Annotated in this window: 21 protein-coding genes; 10 read left to right on the forward strand and 11 right to left on the reverse strand. The window is 52.8% G+C overall.

Translation table 11 applies throughout. The features are described from left to right. Positions 1–131: 131 nt before the first annotated feature. Together AC07N2_RS04755 and AC07N2_RS04760 are read right to left on the reverse strand one after the other, a co-directional pair. Positions 132–1,301 carry a UxaA family hydrolase gene (locus AC07N2_RS04755; protein WP_076592889.1) on the reverse strand — a complete coding sequence of 390 codons (1,170 nt, stop codon included), beginning with the start codon at positions 1,299–1,301 and terminating at the stop codon, positions 132–134. A gap of 125 nt (positions 1,302–1,426) precedes the next feature. Beyond that, a complete protein-coding gene (locus tag AC07N2_RS04760) occupies positions 1,427–1,708 on the reverse strand; it encodes a UxaA family hydrolase (RefSeq protein ID WP_011872692.1) in 282 nt (93 codons plus the stop codon). A 203-nt stretch (positions 1,709–1,911) separates the two neighbouring features. On the opposite strand from AC07N2_RS04760, the gene AC07N2_RS04765 reads away from it, so the two are divergent. Then, entirely contained in the window at positions 1,912–2,658 is a 747-nt protein-coding gene (locus tag AC07N2_RS04765) for a GntR family transcriptional regulator (protein ID WP_494777234.1), read from the forward strand. Between the two features lie 56 nt (positions 2,659–2,714). Here AC07N2_RS04765 and AC07N2_RS04770 read toward each other — a convergent pair whose 3' ends face one another. The 8 genes from AC07N2_RS04770 to AC07N2_RS04805 form a co-directional block, all read right to left on the reverse strand. After that, positions 2,715–4,457 carry an L-aspartate oxidase gene (locus AC07N2_RS04770; protein ID WP_494777235.1) on the reverse strand — a complete coding sequence of 581 codons (1,743 nt, stop codon included), beginning with the start codon at positions 4,455–4,457 and terminating at the stop codon, positions 2,715–2,717. Next, complete coding sequence (locus AC07N2_RS04775) at positions 4,454–5,068, reverse strand: fumarate hydratase C-terminal domain-containing protein (protein ID WP_494777236.1); 615 nt, start codon at positions 5,066–5,068, stop codon at positions 4,454–4,456. The genes AC07N2_RS04770 and AC07N2_RS04775 overlap by 4 nt, the downstream gene beginning before the upstream one ends. 2 nt (positions 5,069–5,070) lie before the next feature. Further along, entirely contained in the window at positions 5,071–5,946 is an 876-nt protein-coding gene (locus tag AC07N2_RS04780; protein WP_494777237.1) for a fumarate hydratase, read from the reverse strand. 20 nt (positions 5,947–5,966) lie between these two features. Further along, complete coding sequence (gene sdhC / locus AC07N2_RS04785; protein ID WP_494777238.1) at positions 5,967–6,323, reverse strand: succinate dehydrogenase, cytochrome b556 subunit; 357 nt, start codon at positions 6,321–6,323, stop codon at positions 5,967–5,969. After that, the gene (locus AC07N2_RS04790) at positions 6,320–6,667 is read right to left on the reverse strand and encodes a succinate dehydrogenase (RefSeq protein WP_494777239.1); all 348 of its coding nucleotides are present in this window, start codon (positions 6,665–6,667) and stop codon (positions 6,320–6,322) included. The genes sdhC and AC07N2_RS04790 overlap by 4 nt, the downstream gene beginning before the upstream one ends. Further along, on the reverse strand, positions 6,664–7,380 hold the full coding sequence (locus AC07N2_RS04795) for a succinate dehydrogenase/fumarate reductase iron-sulfur subunit (RefSeq protein ID WP_494777240.1): 717 nt from the start codon (positions 7,378–7,380) through the stop codon (positions 6,664–6,666). The genes AC07N2_RS04790 and AC07N2_RS04795 overlap by 4 nt, the downstream gene beginning before the upstream one ends. A gap of 28 nt (positions 7,381–7,408) precedes the next feature. Then, positions 7,409–8,422, reverse strand: a complete 1,014-nt coding sequence (locus AC07N2_RS04800; protein WP_494777241.1) for an ABC transporter substrate-binding protein — start codon at positions 8,420–8,422, stop codon at positions 7,409–7,411. A 90-nt stretch (positions 8,423–8,512) separates the two neighbouring features. After that, positions 8,513–9,250 carry a sulfite exporter TauE/SafE family protein gene (locus tag AC07N2_RS04805; RefSeq protein ID WP_494777242.1) on the reverse strand — a complete coding sequence of 246 codons (738 nt, stop codon included), beginning with the start codon at positions 9,248–9,250 and terminating at the stop codon, positions 8,513–8,515. Positions 9,251–9,475: 225 nt separating this feature from the next. Here AC07N2_RS04805 and AC07N2_RS04810 point away from each other — a divergent pair, with 225 nt between their 5' ends. The 9 genes from AC07N2_RS04810 to AC07N2_RS04850 all read left to right on the forward strand — a co-directional run bounded on the left by AC07N2_RS04810 (position 9,476) and on the right by AC07N2_RS04850 (position 18,576). Next, entirely contained in the window at positions 9,476–10,219 is a 744-nt protein-coding gene (locus AC07N2_RS04810; protein WP_494777243.1) for a GntR family transcriptional regulator, read from the forward strand. A 563-nt stretch (positions 10,220–10,782) separates the two neighbouring features. Next, positions 10,783–11,772, forward strand: coding sequence for a Bug family tripartite tricarboxylate transporter substrate binding protein (locus AC07N2_RS04815; RefSeq protein ID WP_494777244.1), 990 nt, complete (start codon positions 10,783–10,785; stop codon positions 11,770–11,772). 94 nt (positions 11,773–11,866) lie between these two features. Further along, positions 11,867–12,352 (forward strand): tripartite tricarboxylate transporter TctB family protein, encoded by a 486-nt coding sequence (locus tag AC07N2_RS04820; protein WP_494777245.1) that lies wholly within the window; start codon positions 11,867–11,869, stop codon positions 12,350–12,352. Between the two features lie 29 nt (positions 12,353–12,381). Next, positions 12,382–13,917, forward strand: a complete 1,536-nt coding sequence (locus AC07N2_RS04825; protein ID WP_494777246.1) for a tripartite tricarboxylate transporter permease — start codon at positions 12,382–12,384, stop codon at positions 13,915–13,917. Positions 13,918–14,007: 90 nt separating this feature from the next. Further along, complete coding sequence (locus AC07N2_RS04830; RefSeq protein ID WP_494777247.1) at positions 14,008–14,709, forward strand: GntR family transcriptional regulator; 702 nt, start codon at positions 14,008–14,010, stop codon at positions 14,707–14,709. A gap of 121 nt (positions 14,710–14,830) precedes the next feature. Further along, complete coding sequence (locus AC07N2_RS04835; protein ID WP_494777248.1) at positions 14,831–15,625, forward strand: enoyl-CoA hydratase/isomerase family protein; 795 nt, start codon at positions 14,831–14,833, stop codon at positions 15,623–15,625. Positions 15,626–15,698: 73 nt separating this feature from the next. Then, entirely contained in the window at positions 15,699–16,895 is a 1,197-nt protein-coding gene (locus AC07N2_RS04840; protein WP_494777250.1) for a CaiB/BaiF CoA transferase family protein, read from the forward strand. A 22-nt stretch (positions 16,896–16,917) separates the two neighbouring features. Next, positions 16,918–17,826 (forward strand): phosphoribosylaminoimidazolesuccinocarboxamide synthase, encoded by a 909-nt coding sequence (locus tag AC07N2_RS04845; protein ID WP_494777251.1) that lies wholly within the window; start codon positions 16,918–16,920, stop codon positions 17,824–17,826. A gap of 174 nt (positions 17,827–18,000) precedes the next feature. Beyond that, the gene (locus tag AC07N2_RS04850) at positions 18,001–18,576 is read left to right on the forward strand and encodes an outer membrane beta-barrel protein (RefSeq protein ID WP_494777252.1); all 576 of its coding nucleotides are present in this window, start codon (positions 18,001–18,003) and stop codon (positions 18,574–18,576) included. Positions 18,577–18,674: 98 nt separating this feature from the next. Here AC07N2_RS04850 and AC07N2_RS04855 read toward each other — a convergent pair whose 3' ends face one another. Further along, positions 18,675–19,826, reverse strand: coding sequence for a helix-turn-helix transcriptional regulator (locus AC07N2_RS04855; RefSeq protein WP_494777253.1), 1,152 nt, complete (start codon positions 19,824–19,826; stop codon positions 18,675–18,677). Positions 19,827–19,852: the final 26 nt, after the last annotated feature.

Below are 19,852 nucleotides of genomic sequence, written 5' to 3' on the forward strand. Positions count from 1 at the left end.
TTACGAGTGGCCTTGCGGCCAGATTGTTATGGGCGTCTTTGCGACTGCTCCGTTGGTCTCCTTGGCTAACTACTCTCCTTTTCAGCAAGACGAAACGACCCGCTGCATAAGCGGGTCGCTGGGTTGATGGATCAGGCGCTTTCGTACAAACGCGTCAGGACGAATTCACGATGGCCGAGAACTTCGGCATCGGTGAGACGACCGTTGGCGGTACTGAGCATCATCTCCAGCAATTTGTCACCAGTCTGCTCCAAGGTCAATTCGCGCTGCAGCAAGCCTGAGCAATCGAGATCAATGTGTTCATTCATCAAACGCACGGTGCGTGGATTGGCGCAGATCTTGATGACCGGCAGAATCGGATTGCCGATGACGTTACCTTGACCTGTCGGGAAGAAGTGCACGACAAAACCGGAAGCCGCGCACAGCGTGACCATTTCGGCTGCTGCTGATGAGGAATCCATGAACCAGAGGCCGGAATGCGTAGGCATTTCCGCCTTGTCGATCACACCATCGACGGTACATTTCTTGCCGATTTTTTGAATATTGCCCATCGCTTTTTCTTCGATGGTGGTCAAGCCACCGGCGATATTGCCCTTGGTTGGTTGTGAATCCGACAGATCCGACGTCTTGTGGCGATTGATCATGTCTTGATAGCGATCAAACATGAACATGAACTGTTTGCGTACTTCATCGTTGGCGCAACGTGCGGACAGGATGCTTTCGCCGCCGGTAATTTCCGACGTTTCGCCGAACACCAGGGTTGAACCCAGCGCATGTAATTTGTCGAATGCAGCACCGACAGTAGGATTGGCACCGCAACCGGACGTGGTATCGCTTTCGCCACATTTGGTCGAGACCCACAGTTCCTTGATGTTGCACACTTCACGTTGTTTTTCGGACGCCCACTGCATGAATTCGCGTGCTTTCTTGGACGCATTCATGATGGTTTCGTGATCTCCATGACCTTCGATGCCGAAGCCCACGACAGGTTTGCCGGTGGCGGCTATGCCGTCGACGATTTTTTTGGTCCAGCTATCTTCGATACCGATTACGACGACTGCCGCAACGTTCGGGTTGGAGCCGGTGCCGATCAATGTGCGGAAATGCAAATCCAGATCGGCGCCGAATTGCAGACGACCATAAGGATGCGGGATCGCCATCGTCCCTTTGATGTTGTTGGCGACGGCTTCACATGCAGCGTTCGATAAATCGTCGAGCGGCAGGATGATGACGTGGTTGCGTACGCCGACGCGACCGTTTTCACGACGGTAGCCAAGGAAGGTGCTGTCTTTAGTGATCATTTGGGCCTCTGGAACTCAGTTGAGATGTATGTTTTTTCTGATCTGGCGTGACTTGCGTCATGCCGCGTTATGAAGAAATCACCGCGCGTCTGAGATGCGTCGCGCAATGGATTCCTGCAGAACCACTACCAGCGTTTGGTTTTAATGTTGTGGACATGCGCGTGTTCGCCAGCCTTCGCTGCCGCCACAACCTTGCCGATATCGACGCCGTATTTAAAGACGGTGTCGCCGACGGCCATCGGTTTCATCGCGATCTTGTGCCCCATCGGGATGTCCTGGAGTGCCTTGATGCTGACAGTGCGGTCATCGTCCATGATCCAAGCAGTCAGATCGGTGCCAGCCTTAATGCCTTCAACTACCGCAACTGCAACGGTGTCCTTGGCGTCGTGCAAAACAACATGAATCATTTTGTCGCTCCTTTAAATTGGGTTTGCGTATTCGCAAGGCATCTGCTGGCCTGTGATCGAATGAGTCGATACTATGACTACTTTTAGCGCAAGTCAACTATATGACCTATATCACTTATATTTATTTTGAGGCGAAGCAGGAAGGGCGCATGCGTAGTAGCCGTGATGTGTAATCGAAGCGTTATGGTTTATAGTTGCGGACTATGAATATCAAAGCAAACGCCTCCATTCCAGCCGTCGGAACCACGCTCTATAAAGAGGTGCAGCGACAGATGCTGCGCGCACTGGCAGCCGGTGAATGGAAGCCGGGCGAGGCGATTCCTGCGGAAAAGAAACTGTGTGAACTGTTCGCGGTATCCATCGGCACTTTGCGCAAGGCGATAGACGAGTTGGTCGCGGAAAACATACTGATCCGACATCAGGGGCGGGGTACTTACGTTGCGCAACACAATCGTGCGCAGCAGATGTTTCGTTTCTTTAATGTTACTGATCACGCCGGTAACAAAACTTATCCACAACTATCGCTGATCACGTTTTCCAAACGGCGTGCCGATAAGGTAGCGGCGGAAAAACTGCATTTGCCAACGACGGACAAGGTAATTGCGTTTACCAATCTGTTGTATTTGCAAGAACAGCCTGTGATCGTTGACGATATCGTCTTGCCGGAACCCATGTTTGCCAGTCTGACGGAAGAGCAGATACGAAATCGTCCCAATACGCTCTACAACCTGTATCAGATCGATTTCGGCATCAGCATTATTCGTACGGAAGAGCGTTTGCGTGCAGGCATAGCTAGCGAGAAGCACGCGGCTCTATTGGGCATCAAGGTTGGCGCGCCGATACTGGAAGTACGGCGTGTGGCATTTTCATACGACGATCAGCCCATCGAATGGCGCATCTCGTACATCAATACCGAGAAGCACGAATACGTGGCACCGACTGCGCAGTAATTTTTCATATCGCTGATCGCTTTCAGATTTTAAGCCTAAGCGATCAGCATCAGCTATCAAGCGTTTTCTGTCTCGACTATCAAAGTCTCACCCGGCTTGACCCGTACAAAATTGACGGCCTGCGTCGTTACCGTCAGCGCATCACCATCTTGCTTCACTACCGTATAAGCAGAGGTTGCCAATGCACTGGTCTGCGGTGCATCTTCGCGGAAGTGCGCACCACGCGAATCTTCACGCGCCAACGCCGCCGTCGCAATCACGCGACTGACAGCCAGCAAGCTACGCAGATTCATCCAGTCGTGCCAGGTCATATTGAATGCAGGATCATCATCGGCCACGCCGATAGTCAATAACTCGCGATCCAATTCCGCCAGCTTGGCTATCCCGCGGCGCAAACCTTCTGCCGTACGCAAGATGCCGACGTCTTCCCACATGCATTCGTATAGCGCTTCACGCAAAGCCTGCAGATTGCCGATCGGATTGCCGAACGGTGCGCGATGCGCCGTGATGCTTAGGTCGATGGCGGTAATATCGGGTTCGCGCAATTCATTGTTGTTGAGCAGCCATGCTGCCATCGATTCGCCGGCTATGCCGCCAAACACGGTGGAGTTGGCAACACCATTGCCGCCCAAGCGATTGGCACCGTGCACGCCGCCTGTATCTTCGCCAGCTGCAAACAAGCCGTGCAATGCCGTCGTGCAATCAGGACGGAAGATCACACCACCCATCATGTAATGTGCAGTCGGCACCACTTCGACCAAGTCAGCGGCGAGATCAAATCCGCAATCGGCACAACGCTCGACCATGCCCTTGAATTGCACGCGTACTTTTTCTGGCCCCAAGTGCGCCATCTGGATGTACACGCCACCATTCGGCGTAGTGCGTCCGGCACGCATTTCAGAATAAATCGAGCGCGATACGATATCGCGCGTGGCGCGTTCCTTGCGCGGATCGTAGTTCTGCATGAAGCGCTCTTTCAAGCCATTGAGCAAATAGCCGCCGGCGCCGCGCAAACCTTCTTCCAGCACGGTTCCTGTCATACGCGTATCCGGTCCGGCCAGTAATCCGGTCGGATGGAATTGCACCATCTCCATATCGCGCAACGGCAAGCCGGCACGCAAAGCCATGGCCAGGCCGTCGCAGCTTTTTTCACCGGACGGTGTGTGAAATTTATACATGGTCGGGCCACCGCCGGTCGCCAACAACACGGCTTTGGCTTGCACGAAGACAAATTCGCCGCAGCGCATGTCTATCATCAACACGCCGGCTAACGATTTGCCGTCAGCGGTCTTGATCAATTCCACGGCGCGATGTTCTTCCAGTCGCGCGATGCCGCGATGCCAGATTTGTTCGGCCAGCCGGTTCATGATTTCAATTCCGGTCAGGTCGCCTTTGTGTACAGTGCGGTCGAAAGTCTGACCAGCGAAGGCTTTTTGATGCACGGTGCCATCTGGATTGCGATCAAAGAAGCAGCCGAGTTCGTTTTCCAGTTCATGGATACGTTCGATTGCCTTGGTCACCAGCGTCCACGCTAGATCCTGATCGGACAACCATTTGCCGCCTTCGATGGTGTCCATGAAATGCCGCTCTATCGAATCACCTTCAGCCAAGGCGACGTTGTAGCCGCCTTGCACCATGCGTGTACAGCCGGACTTGCCGAGCAAGCCTTTTACTGCCACCGTGATCGATAGCTCCGGATTGGCTTGATGCGCATGCAATGCGGCAAACAGACCGGCACCGCCTGAGCCCAGTACCAGTATGTCCGTCACTACGCGCTTGATGCTGGTGTTGGTACTCATGTGCTTTTCACTCCAAGGCTGGCCAGTACTTCTGCGCGACGCGCTTGCATACCCTTGTTGATGTCGTTGTACAGGCTGCCGCCATGGCTATCCATCGCTACCAGCAAGGGGCCGAAATTGGCGATACGGAATTTCCATAATGATTCCGGATTCAGATCGTCTAGATCGACGTCTTCAATTTGCTTAATCCAGGTAGTTTCCAATGCTGCCGTTCCGCCGACGATGGCCAGATACACACCGCCCAGTTCACCGAACGCTGCCAGTGAGTCTTCACGCATGCCGCCTTTGCCGATGATGATGCGTACGCCATTCTTGGTCATCAAGGGACGAGTGAAACGTTCCATACGATCCGAGGTGGTGGTGCCTATGCAGATCGGCTGGTAGCCAGCGGGGTATGCATCGCTAGGTTCGACCTTCTTCACATTCGGTGCGGTATGTATCACCGCATGACCGTTCAGATCGAAGCGCGTCGTGCGGCTGCGATCGAACATGTGGATCTGGGTGGCGTCGCGTATGCCAAACAGCGTTTGCTGCAAGGTCACCGTATCGTTGATGCGCAATTGTCGAATCTGCGCTTCGCTTACAGGCGTGCTGAGTTCGTAATGGGCCATGATCAGAATCCGAAAGCCACGCCGTTTGGCGTGAAGGTTGCCGTCGCCCGTCGCGCGGAATGACATTGCATATTTACTGCGACCGGGTTCATCGTGATGTGTGTCGCCGCCAGCTCTATATGCACCGCAAATGCAGTGGAATCGCCGCCCAATCCTTGCGGGCCTACGCCCAGGCCGTTGATAGCTGCGGACAATTGCTGCTCCAGTTCCGCGCCTGCCGGATCGGCGCAGTGCGTGCCGAGCGCGCGCGTGGATGCACGCTTGGCCAGTGCCACACACAGCTCAGAAGTGCCGCCGATACCGACGCCGACGATGGTTGGCGGGCAGGTTTTGCCACCGGCTGCGAGTACGCAATCAACGGTGAATTTCTTGATCGCGTCTATGCCTTCTGCCGGGATCGCCATCTTCAGGAAGGAATTGTTTTCGGAGCCGCTCCCTTTCGGAATCATCAGTATTGTCATTACATTCGGTGTCGGAGAAAAATCGATGCTGATCGCAGGGATTTCTATGCCGCACGATGTGTGTTCGTTTTTACGTGTCAGCGGATGCACGACGGAGGAGCGCAGCGGATGTTCGCGTGTGGCGCGTTCGCAGCCAGTGCGTATCGCTTGCTTCAATGCGTAGCCATCGACTTCAACGCCGCTGCCGATGGTGATCTTGTAAATCGGTACGCCAGTATCCTGGCACAGCAGATTGTCTTGTGCTTCAGCGACGTTGATATTGGTCACCATCGTCGCCAGTATATTTTTTGCGCTGGGTGCCGTCTCGTGTTTCACCAGCTCAGATAAACCACTCTTGATGTCGGGTGGAAGAATTTTGAGGGCGCGGATATACAACTCCTTGGCCGTCTCTTCAACTATCTTCAGGTCGATTTTCACGGTGTCCGTTCCTGTCTGTATTAACTAATAAGGGCAAGTGCAAATGCCAATCCGGTTGCCAAGCCGACGCCGAGTGCAGCGGCTATCCAATTGTTGCGGGTCCCACTCCAGTCGCGAAATTCGATCAGCAGCAAGCGCACGCCGCCCATCATGTGCAGCGATAGCAGCACGACCAAACCCCATTCGCCGAACTTGAACAAGGGTTGATCGGCCAGACGTATGAATGCATTGAGTTCAGCCTCGCCGCGTATAGCCTGGCTGAGCGCCAGGAAGTGCAGTGGCAGAAACAAGGCCAGTATCAGCCCCGACAAACGATGTACGAGAAAAGCCCAATAAGCTGGATGCGATCTGGCGCGGTAATCGTTAGTACGTTTCATGACAGTGTTACTCCATAGACCGCACACCATCCCATCAGCAAAATAAGCAGTCCGGTCAAGAGCGATAGTACGCGCGCCTGACCGGCATTCCACCCCAGCCATTCCTGTGCGATGTTGGACAAGCCGACCGGTACGTGCGCCGCGCAAGCCAATACAAAGACGCTGTAGAACAGGCCAAATGCCAGACTGCCGCGTGTGCGCTCCAGAATTTCGCTACCACTCAAACCGCCGCGTACGGCATACATGATGATGCCGATATGTACGATCACGCAGAGTGCCAATACCATCGCGCTGATGCGTTGCACGTACCATGCACGTGCTTGTTGCGCTGCGACGCTGCTCATAACTTCCCTCGCAGTGCCGCGCGTGCGGTGAGGAGTTTAAGACCTGCAATGCCAGCCGTCGGTGCAATCTGCTTCGGGCAACGTTGCGTACATGAACCTTGCGTATGACAGGCGTGGCAACCGGCATCGCCTGAAACTGCACGCAGTCGTTCTTCCTGGTTGGCATCGCGTACATCGTTGACCAAAGTCCAGGCGCGGTTCAGTGCTGCCGGGCCGAGAAAAGCCGGACGCCATGTGACCACATCGCATGAGGCGTAACAGACGCCGCAACCTATGCACTCGATCCCGGCGCTGGCTGCAACACGTGCCTTGGATGCCGGATCAACGCTGGCAAATTCTTCATGACGCGTGCGTGTGCCCTTGAACTGGCCTTTGCCACGCGCCCATTTATCGAAGAATTCGCTCATGTCGGTGGCCAGATCTTTTACCACCGGCAGGTTGGACAAGGGCGCGATTTCCAGCTCGCCATTGCTGCTTACTTTCGATACGTGTGTACGGCAGGTCCAGCGCGCGACGCCGTTGACGGTCATCGCGCATGAACCGCACATGCCAACCCGACAGGAGAAGCGATAGCTCAATGTGCTATCGAGATGGCGCTGGATATAGGTCACTACATCCAGCACGGTCTGGCTCTCGCGCCGTGGCACTTCGTAGCTGACAAAAGCACCATCCTGCTTGCCGCGCCAGACCTTGACCTTGAGACTTGTCGTCATCTGAGTTCCGTTTGAATAGAGTGGTGGATCAGCTGCCAGGCAGGTTGTACATATTCGGGAAGAACATGTCTTTCCACGATGCCGGTTTCACCTTCACCATGCCGATACGGTTCATGAACTCGGCATATTTCATGGTGTTTTTCGGCGTAGTAGTGAACTCGATATTCGGATCGTTGAGCATTTTCTCGATGGATTCCACGCTCTCTTTGGATTTGCTCACGCGGATATAAAATTCCGCGGCAGCTTTTCTATCCTTGTTGATCATGGCTATCGATGAGTCGAATGCTTTCAGGAAGGCAGCGTAGGTTTTTGGATTGGCATCGACGAATTTTTTGCTGGCCCACACCACGTTAAATGTATGTGGCCCGCCGGTGACGTCATATGAATTGACGATGGTGCGGATGCCGGGCTTGTCCAGTTCTATGTATTGGAATGGTGGCGAAGTGAAGTGGCTATTGATCTCGCTGCTGCCGGACAACATGGCTGCCATACCGTCAGGATGCGATTGCGTCACTGTGTATTTGTCGAGACGATTTTCCTGGCCGGGGCCGAATGCTTTCTCCGCAGCCATTTGCAATGTGATGGCCTGGATCGATACTTTTACTGCCGGCAATGCAATCTTGTCTTTATCGGTAAAGTCTTTCAGCGTCTTGATGTCTGGATTGCGTGTATTCAAGTAGAGCGGCATCGAATTCATCGCGGCGACGGCCTTGACGCCGATGTTGTCCTTGGTCTTGGCCCACAAGGTGATGAATGGTCCCAAGCCACCGGAAGCAAATTGCAGATCACCTGACAGCAGCGCATCATTCATGACGTTACCACCGGCGAACTTGGCCCAGTTCACCTTGATGTCGCCCAAGCCGGCCTCCTTTGCTTCTTTCTCCAGCAGCTTGTTCTCTTCCATGATCATGAGCGGCAGGTAGCTGATGCCATATTGCTGCGCGATCCCGATTTTGTTGACCTCGGCGGATACGTTAGCGATCGCCCCCATTAAAAAACATGAACCAATTAGCGCCCGTAGACTGAATGTGCGAAATTTCATGACATCTCCTCGTTTTTGATTTATTTGAAACAAAAACTGAATCGTTAAGTTTTCTTTTAATGGACTATCGCGTAACTACTGAACAACCTTTCATCGAGAAACTACCAAAGCCAAACCGGACAGGAAGAACAAGCCAAGCATCAATTTCCGGAATCCCTTTTCGCTGACGTGATGGAACAAGCGCAGTCCCACCCAGCTACCTATCAACAAAGCCGGCACACACAGCAAAATATTCATGCCGGTTTGCCGATTGAGTTCGCCAGCGCCTCCCATCCATATCAGTGTCGTTGCATGCACGATCAAGATATAAGGCTGGAACACACCGCGTTGCTCCGACTTGCTCCAACCGCGCAAACCACACCATAAGGTTGGGAATATGCCATTGAGGCTGGTCGCACCGCCCATGAAGCCACCCAACATGCCGACTGCGCCATCGGCAATCTTGCCGGTGAGTGATGCCAGTTGTATCACCGGCATCTTGGGCTGCAAGAACATGTACGCGCTATACAGAATCAGCAATACGCCCACACCTTGCCGCACCATTTTTGCATCCAGACTATGCAGTGCTGCCACACCTATCGGTACGCCAACCATGGCGCCTGCCAGGAATGGCCACAGCAGTTCCAGCTTGATCGAGCGGCGCAGCTGCCACGCCATCACCAGATTAACCAGCAGCGAACAAGCGACCACCAAAGGGACGACTTCGCTTGGTGCCAGCACATGCATCCAGACCGCAGAAGCAATCAGCGCAAAAGCAAAACCGCTACTACCTGACACGATCGCCGCCAACATCGCGCCCAACAAAACCACGCCGAATTGAAATGTCATCTCATTAGTTTGCAGGCACCGATGTCGATCTAACAGCCGCCGGCAACGACCAGCAAGCTACGTTTACATGTTGGACACGACTGTAGGCCGCATAATCATCAATGTCAACTATATGACATGTATCACTTTCTTATTTCCGGTGCTATTATCAATTCCACACAAGTATCCTTTTTGTGCGCCGCACAGCAGATCTACTCACGCTCAACATCGACACAATCGACAAACATGCTTGAATTCGATCACTCCACTACCGTAGGAACCACCCTCTATAAAGAGGTCAAACGTCGTGTGCTGCGCGCGCTTGCAGGAGGCGAGTGGAAGCCCGGCGAAGCGATTCCGGCCGAGAAAAAATTATGTGAATTGTTTTCCGTGTCGATCGGGACTTTGCGCAAGGCAATCGACGAGCTGGTTGCTGAAAGCATTTTGATACGGCATCAAGGTCGCGGCACTTTTGTTTCCATGCACAACCGCGAACAGCAAATGTTTCGCTTCTTCAATGTGGTGAACCATGACGGCACCAAGACCTACCCGCAATTGGAGCTGATCGCGTTCGCGAAAAAGAAAGCAGGGGCGCTGGCAGCGCAAAAGCTGCGCCAGCTGGGCAGCAAAGTATATGAATTCACCAATGTTTTGAGTCTGCAGGGCGCGCCAGTGATTGTTGATGACATTACGGTGCCGGATTTATTGTTCGTCGGCTTGACGGAAGCCTTGCTGCGCAATCGCCCCAATACTTTGTACAGCTTGTATCAGGTTCGTTTCGGCATCAGCATTATTCGGATTGAAGAACGCCTGCGTGCGGTTAGCGCCGATGCACGTTATGCGGACTTGCTACACATAGCGGTAGGTGCGCCCTTGCTGGAAGTGCGGCGTGTGGCTTATTCATACGACGATCAGCCGGTCGAGTGGCGCATTTCGCATATCAATACTGAGCATCATGAATACATGGCGCAGGCTGCGCATTATTCTTAGTTGCTGTGCAGCGCATCGCTATGCCTGATTCTCACCGCGGATAAGCAGGGCCGAGCGTAGTTCATCAACGGCCATTCAAGCAGTCATTCTCCATCCCGGCATCACTTCTTATGTTCGCGATGTGTATCGCGGGCCATCTATTCCCTGCACTAATCAAGCCTTCCGGCGCAATGCTGAGTGCATTCTGGATAGGCATATCCGCTTTCTTTTCAGGCTGGAACATGGGGCAAAAATCTCGGCAAATGTGCCAAGTAGAGCGCCTGTCTGACAAGTAAAAATGGTGGAAATGCCTGGTTGAAGCAGTGGAATACGTGATGCTTGAGCTTCAGTCTAAATATTAATTTGTTGTCTTATATAAGACAAAGATTGGTAAATGGCATTAATTGTCGAGAGTTAACGAATTTTGTGATTTCCTGAAAATGTCAGGACAGTGCTTATTTGTGAATTATGAATAATGAATTCATAATTCTTGATTCTTTTAATTATTCGCTCTATTATCCGCAGCAGAGCATTTCAAGTGCCATCGGTTTTGAATAGAAATTCCATCCTCTGCAGGAGACATCATGCGCAAGTCCGTTTTGTCGGCCATCGCCGTCGCTTCATCTTTACTCGTAACTGCAACAGCTCAAGCCGAATGGCAGCCGAATCGTCCAGTCGAATTTGTCGCATCGGCTGGTGCCGGCGGCGGTACAGATATCTTTGCTCGCGTGGTGCAATCGGCGATCAACAAAAACAAGTTGATGGACAAACCGATCATCGTCACCAACAAGGGCGGCGGTAGCGGTGCGGAGGCATTCATCTATGCCAAAACCAATGCAAAAGATCCATACAAGGTGTACTTCGGTACGCAAGACGTTTATGTCTTGCCTATCGCATCCAAGTTGTCCTACGGTCTGAAAGACCTGACACCAGTCATCTCGATGCTGTATGACCCATTCCTGTTGTGGGTGAATCCAAGCTCCGGCATCACCGATCCGAAAGCTTTCATCGCCAAAGCCAAGGCTGGCAATTTGAAAGTAGGCGGCGCGAAAGCGAAAGAAGCCGATGAAACTCTGGTTTCCTTGATCCAGCGCGCTGGCGGCGTTTCCCTGACTTACATCCCATACAAAAGCGGTAGCGAAGCAGCGGTGCAATTGGCTGGTGGTCACATCGATGCCAACGTGAATAATCCTAGTGAAAGCGTTGAGCAATGGCGCGGCGGCATGCAAAAGCCATTGTGCGTGTTCAGCCCTATCCGCTTGCCGGGCAAAGCACCAGTCGCTGATGGCGCATCGTGGGCCAGCATTCCGACCTGCGAAGAATCCGGTCTTGCTATCAAGTCCTTTCAGCAACCACGCACCATCTGGGTAGGCGCGAATGTGCCGGCAGATGTCGTGGCCTTCTACGCCGATTTGTTCAAAAAAGTGACGGAAACGCCTGAGTGGAAAGCCTATATCGACCGCGCGTCACAAATTCCGACCGTGATGGTAGGTGCTGAATTCTCGAAATTCATCGAGCGCGATCAAGCGCATTACACCGAGATTTACGAGCGTAATGGCTGGGCAGTGAAGTAAGTTCAACGCAGTTCTGAGGCCGTGAATAAATCTACTGTGCGCTTACTGTTTTGTCCGCAGTGATTTATTCGCCGCCTCCTTCGGAGATATTTCAATGATGGTTTCGCGTTTTGCGATGGAAATCGCTACTGCCGTTTTTACCCTGCTGGTCGGCATCGTTGTGTCGCTTAGCTCGATAGAGTTCGGTATTACCTGGGGCAAGTCTGGTCCGATGGCCGGCGTAGTGCCGTTTTATCTCGGTGTGTTCATCGCCTTGGGCAGCATAGGTACGCTGGTGCAGGTCATCCGTGCGCGCAAACCTGAAGTTGGCGAAGGCTTTATCAGCAAGCAAAAATTCAAGGACTTGTCGGTATTTGCAGCGGGCGTATTCGTGTTCGCGCTGCTGGCAGTCACGCTCGGTATGTATATCGCGACAGCTTTATACCTGGCCGGCATTACGTGGTGGAAGGCCAATATGCGGCCCGTATCCGCCATCGCGCTCGGATTGGGCGTATCCATTTTCTTCTGGGTTGCGTTTGAAATCGCATTCCAGTTACCGCTGCCAAAAGGACCGATTCTCGAGTTCTTCGGGTTCTATTGACCTGATGACGAGATAACGGAGAAACAAGCGTGAATAATTTCAATTTGTTGATGGATGGTTTCAGCATTGCGCTGACGACGCATCACGTCATGATCATGGTGGTTGGTGTGATGCTGGGCTTGATCGTCGGTGTGTTGCCTGGTCTCGGTGCGCCGAATGGTGTGTCGCTGCTGTTGCCGCTGACTTTTACGATGGATCCGGTGAGCGCGATCATTCTGCTGACCAGTATGTATTGGGGTGCGCTGTTTGGCGGTTCCACGACTTCCATCTTGTTCAATATTCCGGGCGAGCCGTCTTCGGTCGCGACGACCTTCGATGGTTATCCGATGGCGCAACGTGGTGAGGCTGCGCGTGCCTTGACGCTGGCATTTTCGGCGGCTGGTTTCGGCGCGCTGGTTGGTGTGTTGGTGATCACGGTGTTGTCGACCTGGATGGCGAAGTTTGCTTTACGGTTCGGTGCGGCGGAATACTTCGCGGTGTACTTCATGGCGTTCGCTGGTTTTGTCGGCATGTCTAGCGGTAGTGCATTCAAGACACTGGTGTCGATGATGTTGGGCTTCGCGTTTGCCACCGTTGGTATGGATACGGTATCCGGCAGCGCGCGACTGACTTTTGGTTCGGATCATTTGATTAGCGGCATCAGCTTCCTGATTGCGGTGATCGGTTTGTTCGGTATTGGTGAGTTGTTCCTGACGATAGAAGAGGGCGCCAAGTTCCAGGGCGCAAAAGCCAAGCTGACTGTGCGTGAAATCTTCCAGGCCGTATGCGAAGTACCGCGTTACTGGAAGGCCTTGATTCGCAGCACGATCGTTGGTTGCTGGATGGGCATCACGCCGGGTGGCCCGACTGCCGCATCGTTCATGAGTTACGGTTTGGCGCGACGCTTTTCCAAACGCAGCAAGAATTTTGGCAAAGGTGAGCCGGAAGGCATCATCTCGCCGGAAGCGGCGGATCATTCGGCCGGTTCATGCGCATTGCTGCCTATGCTGGCGCTGGGTATTCCAGGCTCAGCTACTGCTGCGGTGATGATGGGCGGCTTGATGATTTGGGGCTTGTCGCCGGGTCCGATGTTGTTTGCCGAACGTCCTGATTTTGTCTGGGGTCTGATTGCCAGTATGTATATGGGTAATGTGATCGCGGTTGTGCTGGTGATGGCGACGGTACCTTTGTTTGCTCGTTTGCTGCGTATTCCGTTTTCCATCATCGGCCCGGTGATTGCCGTGGTGTGCGTGACAGGTGCCTTGACGGTTGCTAACAAGGAATTCGATATCTGGATGGCGCTGATGTTTGGTGTCGTTGGCTATGTCTTCAAGAAGCTGGATTACCCATTGGCTCCATTTGTCCTCGCGATGGTCTTGGGTGACAAGGCGGAAGATGCGTTCCGCCAAGCGATGCTGACCTCCGGTGGTTCGGGCGAGATTTTCTGGTCCAACGGTTTGGTCACGACAATGATGTTGATCGGTTGTTTCCTGATTGCGTTACCGGCAATTTCGACTGTGATTCGGTTTGTGCGCGGCATGTCTAAAGACGGTCCTGCAAAACCGGCGATAGCCGATACCAAGTAAAGGAGCGGAAAGGGATGATGTATGACGGTCTTCCTTTTCTGCTGAGCACAATGTTGGCACAATGTAAGCTCTATTTCTCTCTGGATTGAAATGATGGCCACTTCGGAACACATTGTTCGTAACAGTCTGCACGACACCTTGATTTCGCATTTGCGCGAGTTGATCACGCAAGGTGAATTGAGCGCGGGCGATAAGGTGCCGGAACAGCAGTTATGCGAACGCTTCGGTGTATCCCGTACACCTATGCGCGAAGCATTGAAGGTGCTGGCGTCGGAAGGCGTATTGCAATTGCTACCGAACCGCGGCGCGATTGTGGCGCGCATCAGCGAAGAAGAGATCCAGGAGTTGTTTCCTATCATGGCGGCATTGGAAGCGGTGGCTGGCGAGTTTGCCTGTCAGCGCGCGACCAACCGCGATATCGCTCGCGTGCGCAAATTGCATGACGAGATGATTGCGCATTATCGCAACGGAGCCGAAGGCGCTTATCTGTCGCATAACCGCGAGATACATCGCACGATTTTCGATATCGCCGGCAATCCTACTTTGTCTGCGTTTTATCACCAGATACTGACGCGCATCCATTGCTTCCGTTTTGTTGTGCGCAAGAGCCCGGAACATTGGAGCAGCGCGGTTGCCGAACATGAAGAAATCATCGCTGCGCTGGAAGCACGCGATGGCCCGCGCCTCGCCAGTTTGTTGCGTGACCATGTCACCGGCACGACAGTGCAGATCGCGCAGGCGGCAGTTGAACGCGCTGGTCTGCAGAAGGAAGTACGGCCAGCCAAAAAATGAGCTTGAAGTTGCCGAGCGTGAGCAAGTCGCAGTAAATCAAAAGCAGTACCAGTTGGAAACGGGTCCAAATGCAGCTCGAAAAAATGCATTATGAATTCATTAATGACGTCGGAGACGCGCTATGAGCGAACTACAAGAAAGAACAGAAGGGCAAGTTCACCTTTCCATCCAGGACGGCATCGCATCAATTCTGTTCGACCGGCCGCAAGCACGCAACGCGATGACGTGGGAGATGTATACCGAACTGGGCGCGATCTGCGAACGCATCGGCAATGACGCTTCGATTCGCGTCACGACTTTCCGTGGTGCTGGTGGTGAGGCGTTTGTCGCTGGTACCGACATCGAACAATTCCGCAGCTTCAGCTCTGGTGAAGACGGCATGGCCTATGAGCGCATCATCGATGAGCGCATCGGTCAGATCGAAGCGCTGCCTATGCCTACCGTCGCGATTGTTGACGGTTGGGCCATCGGTGGTGGTTTGGCGATTGCAACCGCGTGTGATTTCCGTGTTGCTACGCCGGCTTCGCGTTTCGGTATTCCAATCGCGCGCACTTTGGGTAATTGCCTGTCGATGGCAAACATCGCGCGCGTCATTGCTGCCTTCGGCGTGGGACGTGCGAAACGTATCTTGCTGCTGGCCGAAGCCTTGACCACAGAAGAATTACTGGCCGCTGGTTACGTCACCGAAATGGTGGAAGCCGAAGGTTTGGATGCTGCCGCTGCTGCGCTGTGCAAAAAACTGGCAAGCAATGCGCCGATCACGATGCGTGTTTCGAAAGAAGCGATACGTCGCGTCGTGCAAGCAGGTTTGCCGGAAGGCGACGATTTGATACGCGCCTGTTACGGCAGCCGCGATTTCAAAATCGGTGTCGATGCTTTCATGGAAAAGAAACGTCCGGTCTGGACCGGTACCTAATCCGATACACAACTCTTCATCACAACCTGCTCACGGGTTGCATACATACGATTTACGTTAAAAGGAAATGAACATGGCTGGACCACTAAGCGGAATGCGCGTTATCGAATTGGCTCACATTATGTCGGGCCCGATTTGCGGCATGATGCTGGCCGATATGGGCGCGGAAGTGATCAAGGTTGAGAAGACGCCGGATGGTGACGATTCGCGACGCTTCGCACCGATCTTGCCGTGCGGCGAATCGGCTTCCTTCATGATCGTCAACCGCAACAAGCGCGGTATCGGTTTGAATCTGAAAACAGATGGTGGTCGCGACGTATTGCGCAAACTGTTGATCGACGCCGATGTCGTTACGGAAAACTACCGTGCCGGGACGATGGAAAAATTTGGTCTTGGTTACGATGTGTTGAAGGAACTCAATCCAGGTTTGATCTATTGCTCAATCTCCGGTTTTGGTCGCACTGGCCCATACGCAGACAAGGGCGGTTTCGATCTGATCGCACAAGGCATGAGCGGCATCATGAGCATGACCGGTGAAGAAGGTCGTCCGCCGATCAAAGCAGGTTCACCGATTGCTGATATCAATGCTGGCATTCTGGCTGCATTGGGCATTGCCGCCGCATACGCTAACAAGTTGCGCACCGGCGAAGGCCAGATCGTTGACACGTCCTTGTTCGAAGCCGGCTTGCACCAGATGTACTGGCCAACAGCAAACTACTTTGCCGATGGCACGATCCTGCCGAAGATGGGCTCAGCCAACTCGACCAGCGCACCGTATCAAGTGTTCCCATCCAGCGATGGCTGGATCAACATCGGTGCCGCCAATCAAGCCAACTATGAACGTCTGCTGGAAGTCTTGCAGATGCCGTCATTGACGAACGATCCGCGCTTCCGTACTAATTCAGATCGCATGGCCAATCGCGAAGTATTGGTGGAGTTGCTGAGTGAACGTTTGAAAACGCGCAGTACTGACGATTGGATGAAGGAGTTCGATGCAGTTGGCTTGCCAGCTGGTCCGGTACTGAGCATAGATGAAGCGTTGGCGCATGAACAAACCATCGCGCGGGACATGATCGTTGAAACTGAACATCCGGTAGCAGGTACCGTCAAAGGTCTAGGCTTGCCGATTCGTTTTTCCAATGGTCGCAGCGAATCTCTGCAACCGGCGCCTATGTTGGGTGAGCACACGTTTGAAGTATTGCGCGAGATTGGTTATTCCGACACCGAAATCGAAGCCTTGCGTGAGCAAAAAGCAGTATTCGCACGTTAATCTTTGATCAGAAAACCGTCCCATGTCCGATCTCGTCCTGCAATCTTTCATTCCATCATTGCTCTTGCTGGGTCGCGGCAAGGTGCGCGACAACTATGCGGTGAGCGATGCGCATTTGCTGATCGTGACTAGCGATCGTTTATCCGCATTTGATGTGGTGTTGAGCGAGGCGATACCGGACAAGGGCAAGGTGTTGAATCAGATGTCTGATTTCTGGTTTCGTAAACTCGCGCACATCGTGCCGAATCATCAAACCAGTATCGCTGCCGAACGAATCGTTGATCCTGCCGAGGTTGCACACGTCGCAGGACGCGGTGCAGTAGTTAAACGGCTCAAGCCGATTTTGGTGGAAGCAGTCGTGCGTGGTTATCTGGCCGGCAGCGGTTGGAGTGATTATCAGGAACACGGTGCAATTTGCGGCGTCGCTTTGCCGCCGGGTTTACGCAATGCCGAGAAATTGCCACAGCCAATTTTTACGCCCGCTGCGAAATCTGAAATGGGTACGCACGATGTCAACGTCAGCTTCGCTGAAGTTGAAAAAATCATAGGCCCGGAGTTGGCAGCACAGATGCGCGACATCAGTATTCGCTTGTACAGCGAGGCGGCAGAATATGCGTTGGCACGCGGCATTGTGATTGCCGACACCAAGTTTGAATTTGGCCTCGATGCGAATGGCACATTAACGCTGATGGACGAAGTGCTGACACCGGATTCGTCGCGATTCTGGCTGGCAGAGACGTATTGTGTAGGCAGCAATCCACCATCCTTCGACAAGCAATTCATCCGCGACTATCTGGAAACTATACGGATCGATGGTCAGCCATGGGACAAAACAGCTCCGGCACCGTTGGTGCCATCTGATGTTATCGAAAAAACGGCAGAAAAATATCGTGAGGCCTTGATGCGTCTTACCGGTGAAAGTTTGAATTGATTCGCTGTGAAGTCATCAAATTTTTAACAGGAACTTAACGCGTTAACAGTCCAATTTCTGTTGTCTTCATTTCGCAACATCACCCATTTGAGGGATTGTCCGCTCTTCGTCAAAACGAGAGGATGCGCTCAGTAATTACCACGGTAATTCATCTTGAATAATAGGGATCAGAAAATGAAAAAACAGTTATTGCTCGCAGTTCTCGGAACCGTTTTAGTCGCGCCATTGGCAGCACATGCCGAAGGTGCATATGTCGGTGTTAACGTTGGTCGTGCTGAGCAAAAAGTCTCCATTACCGAAGGCTCGGTGAAAGACAATTCCACCGGCTACAAACTGTATGGCGGTTATGCGCTGAATCAAAACTTCGGCGTTGAAGGTGGTTATGTGGATTTTGGTAAAGCTTCTATCTCCGCCAACGATGGTGCAGTTACCAGCACTGTCAGCTCCAAGCCACGCTCATTCTATTTGGCCGCAACCGGTACATTGCCGCTGAATGAGCAGTTCTCTCTGTTTGCAAAGCTGGGTGTGTCGTTCAATCGTACGAAAATACATTACGAAGATACGACAGGCGATAGCGAAAACTCTTCCAAAAATCGCACTACCGCATTGATTGGTATCGGCGCTGCTTACAACTTCACAAAAAATCTTGCTCTGGTAGCGGAGTATGAAGACTTCGGAAAATTGGCGAAGGAAGATGGTATTGACCTGAAAGTGAACCTGCTTTCCATCGGTTTGCGCTACAAGTTCTAATCGTAGTTTGCTCAAACAAAAGCCTGCTTATACAGGCTTTTGTTATTTCCGGCAGCGATAAGTACATGCAGTCGAATAAGGAAAGTTTCAACAATTTTTCACACGTCGGCAGCTTGCCCTATCTGTTTTTGCGCAATGAAGAATGCCGGGCTGGCCAGCAGCATGGACACTAGCTCCGGTTGTCGCTTGGTGCCAGTTTTAAGATAAATGTTTTTGAGCTGACTCTTGATGGTGTGTATCGATGTGCCACGTTCGATGGCAACTTCATCCAGCGTCTTGCCTATGCACAGCGCGATGGATAATTCGGCCTCAGCATTCGACAGTTTGAACAATCTGCGTACCAGATCAATCGTGACGTTGGGCGTTGCTTCAGGATCAAAGGCAAACATCAGCGCCGCACCATGCGTGCGTGGCGTGCCTGTCAGTTGCAACGGCGCGATCATCAACATCAGTGGCAACTTGTCGCTGCGCGGTAACAAGACCACACTGTTCAAATCCTCTTCTTTGCTACGGCTTGCTGCGATGGACTTGGAGATTTCCAAGCCCAGCTTGCGTGTCATGACGCTATCTTTTGCCTGCAAATGCCCGTCTTCCAGCCAGAGCGTACGCTCCGTCAGCAGATGGGCGGCGCTGCGATTGTAATGCGTTACCTTGGCATATTCATCGAACAGAAATGTCGGCATCGCCAGCATATCCAGACCGCCAGCCAGAAAGCGCTGATCCAATTGCAGATCCGCCAATCGTTGTCGCATCTGAATCGCGCGTTGTAGATGCGGCACGAGCTGATTGAGATGCTCCATGTCCTCTCGTTCGAAAGGTGCATGTTGAGGCGCGCGTTGCAGTATCAGCTGCGTGACCCAAGGCCCTTCTTGCAAAACAACGGCACCTGCGGCAAAAGCAACGCCTTGTGGTGCCAGCCATTCATTATAAAAACGAGTTCCAGGAAAACTAGCGGGAAGCGAAACATCCAGATTGCTGGCGTAGAAATTGGCAATCGGTGCTGTCATGATGTGTTGCGCCAGGACATCGTCACGCGCGTACTCGAGCGAGTAACTTTCGATCCATTGTCTTGTAATGCCGGCCAGCCAAAGGCTTTTTACTTCTTGCGTTTCGACATGGCGTATCACCATGGTGACCGCTTTCAAGTCAAAAACTTTGACGAGTTCTTCGATAAAAAGTTGAAAGCCGATTGGTGCCATGACGCCATCGTAAAGATGACCAAGCAAATCGTGGTTGAGCGGTTTCGTCATATTATTTTTTTCTGGAGGGAGGCTCA

It is taken from the genome of Herminiimonas sp. GW821-FHT09C12 (assembly GCF_059416385.1).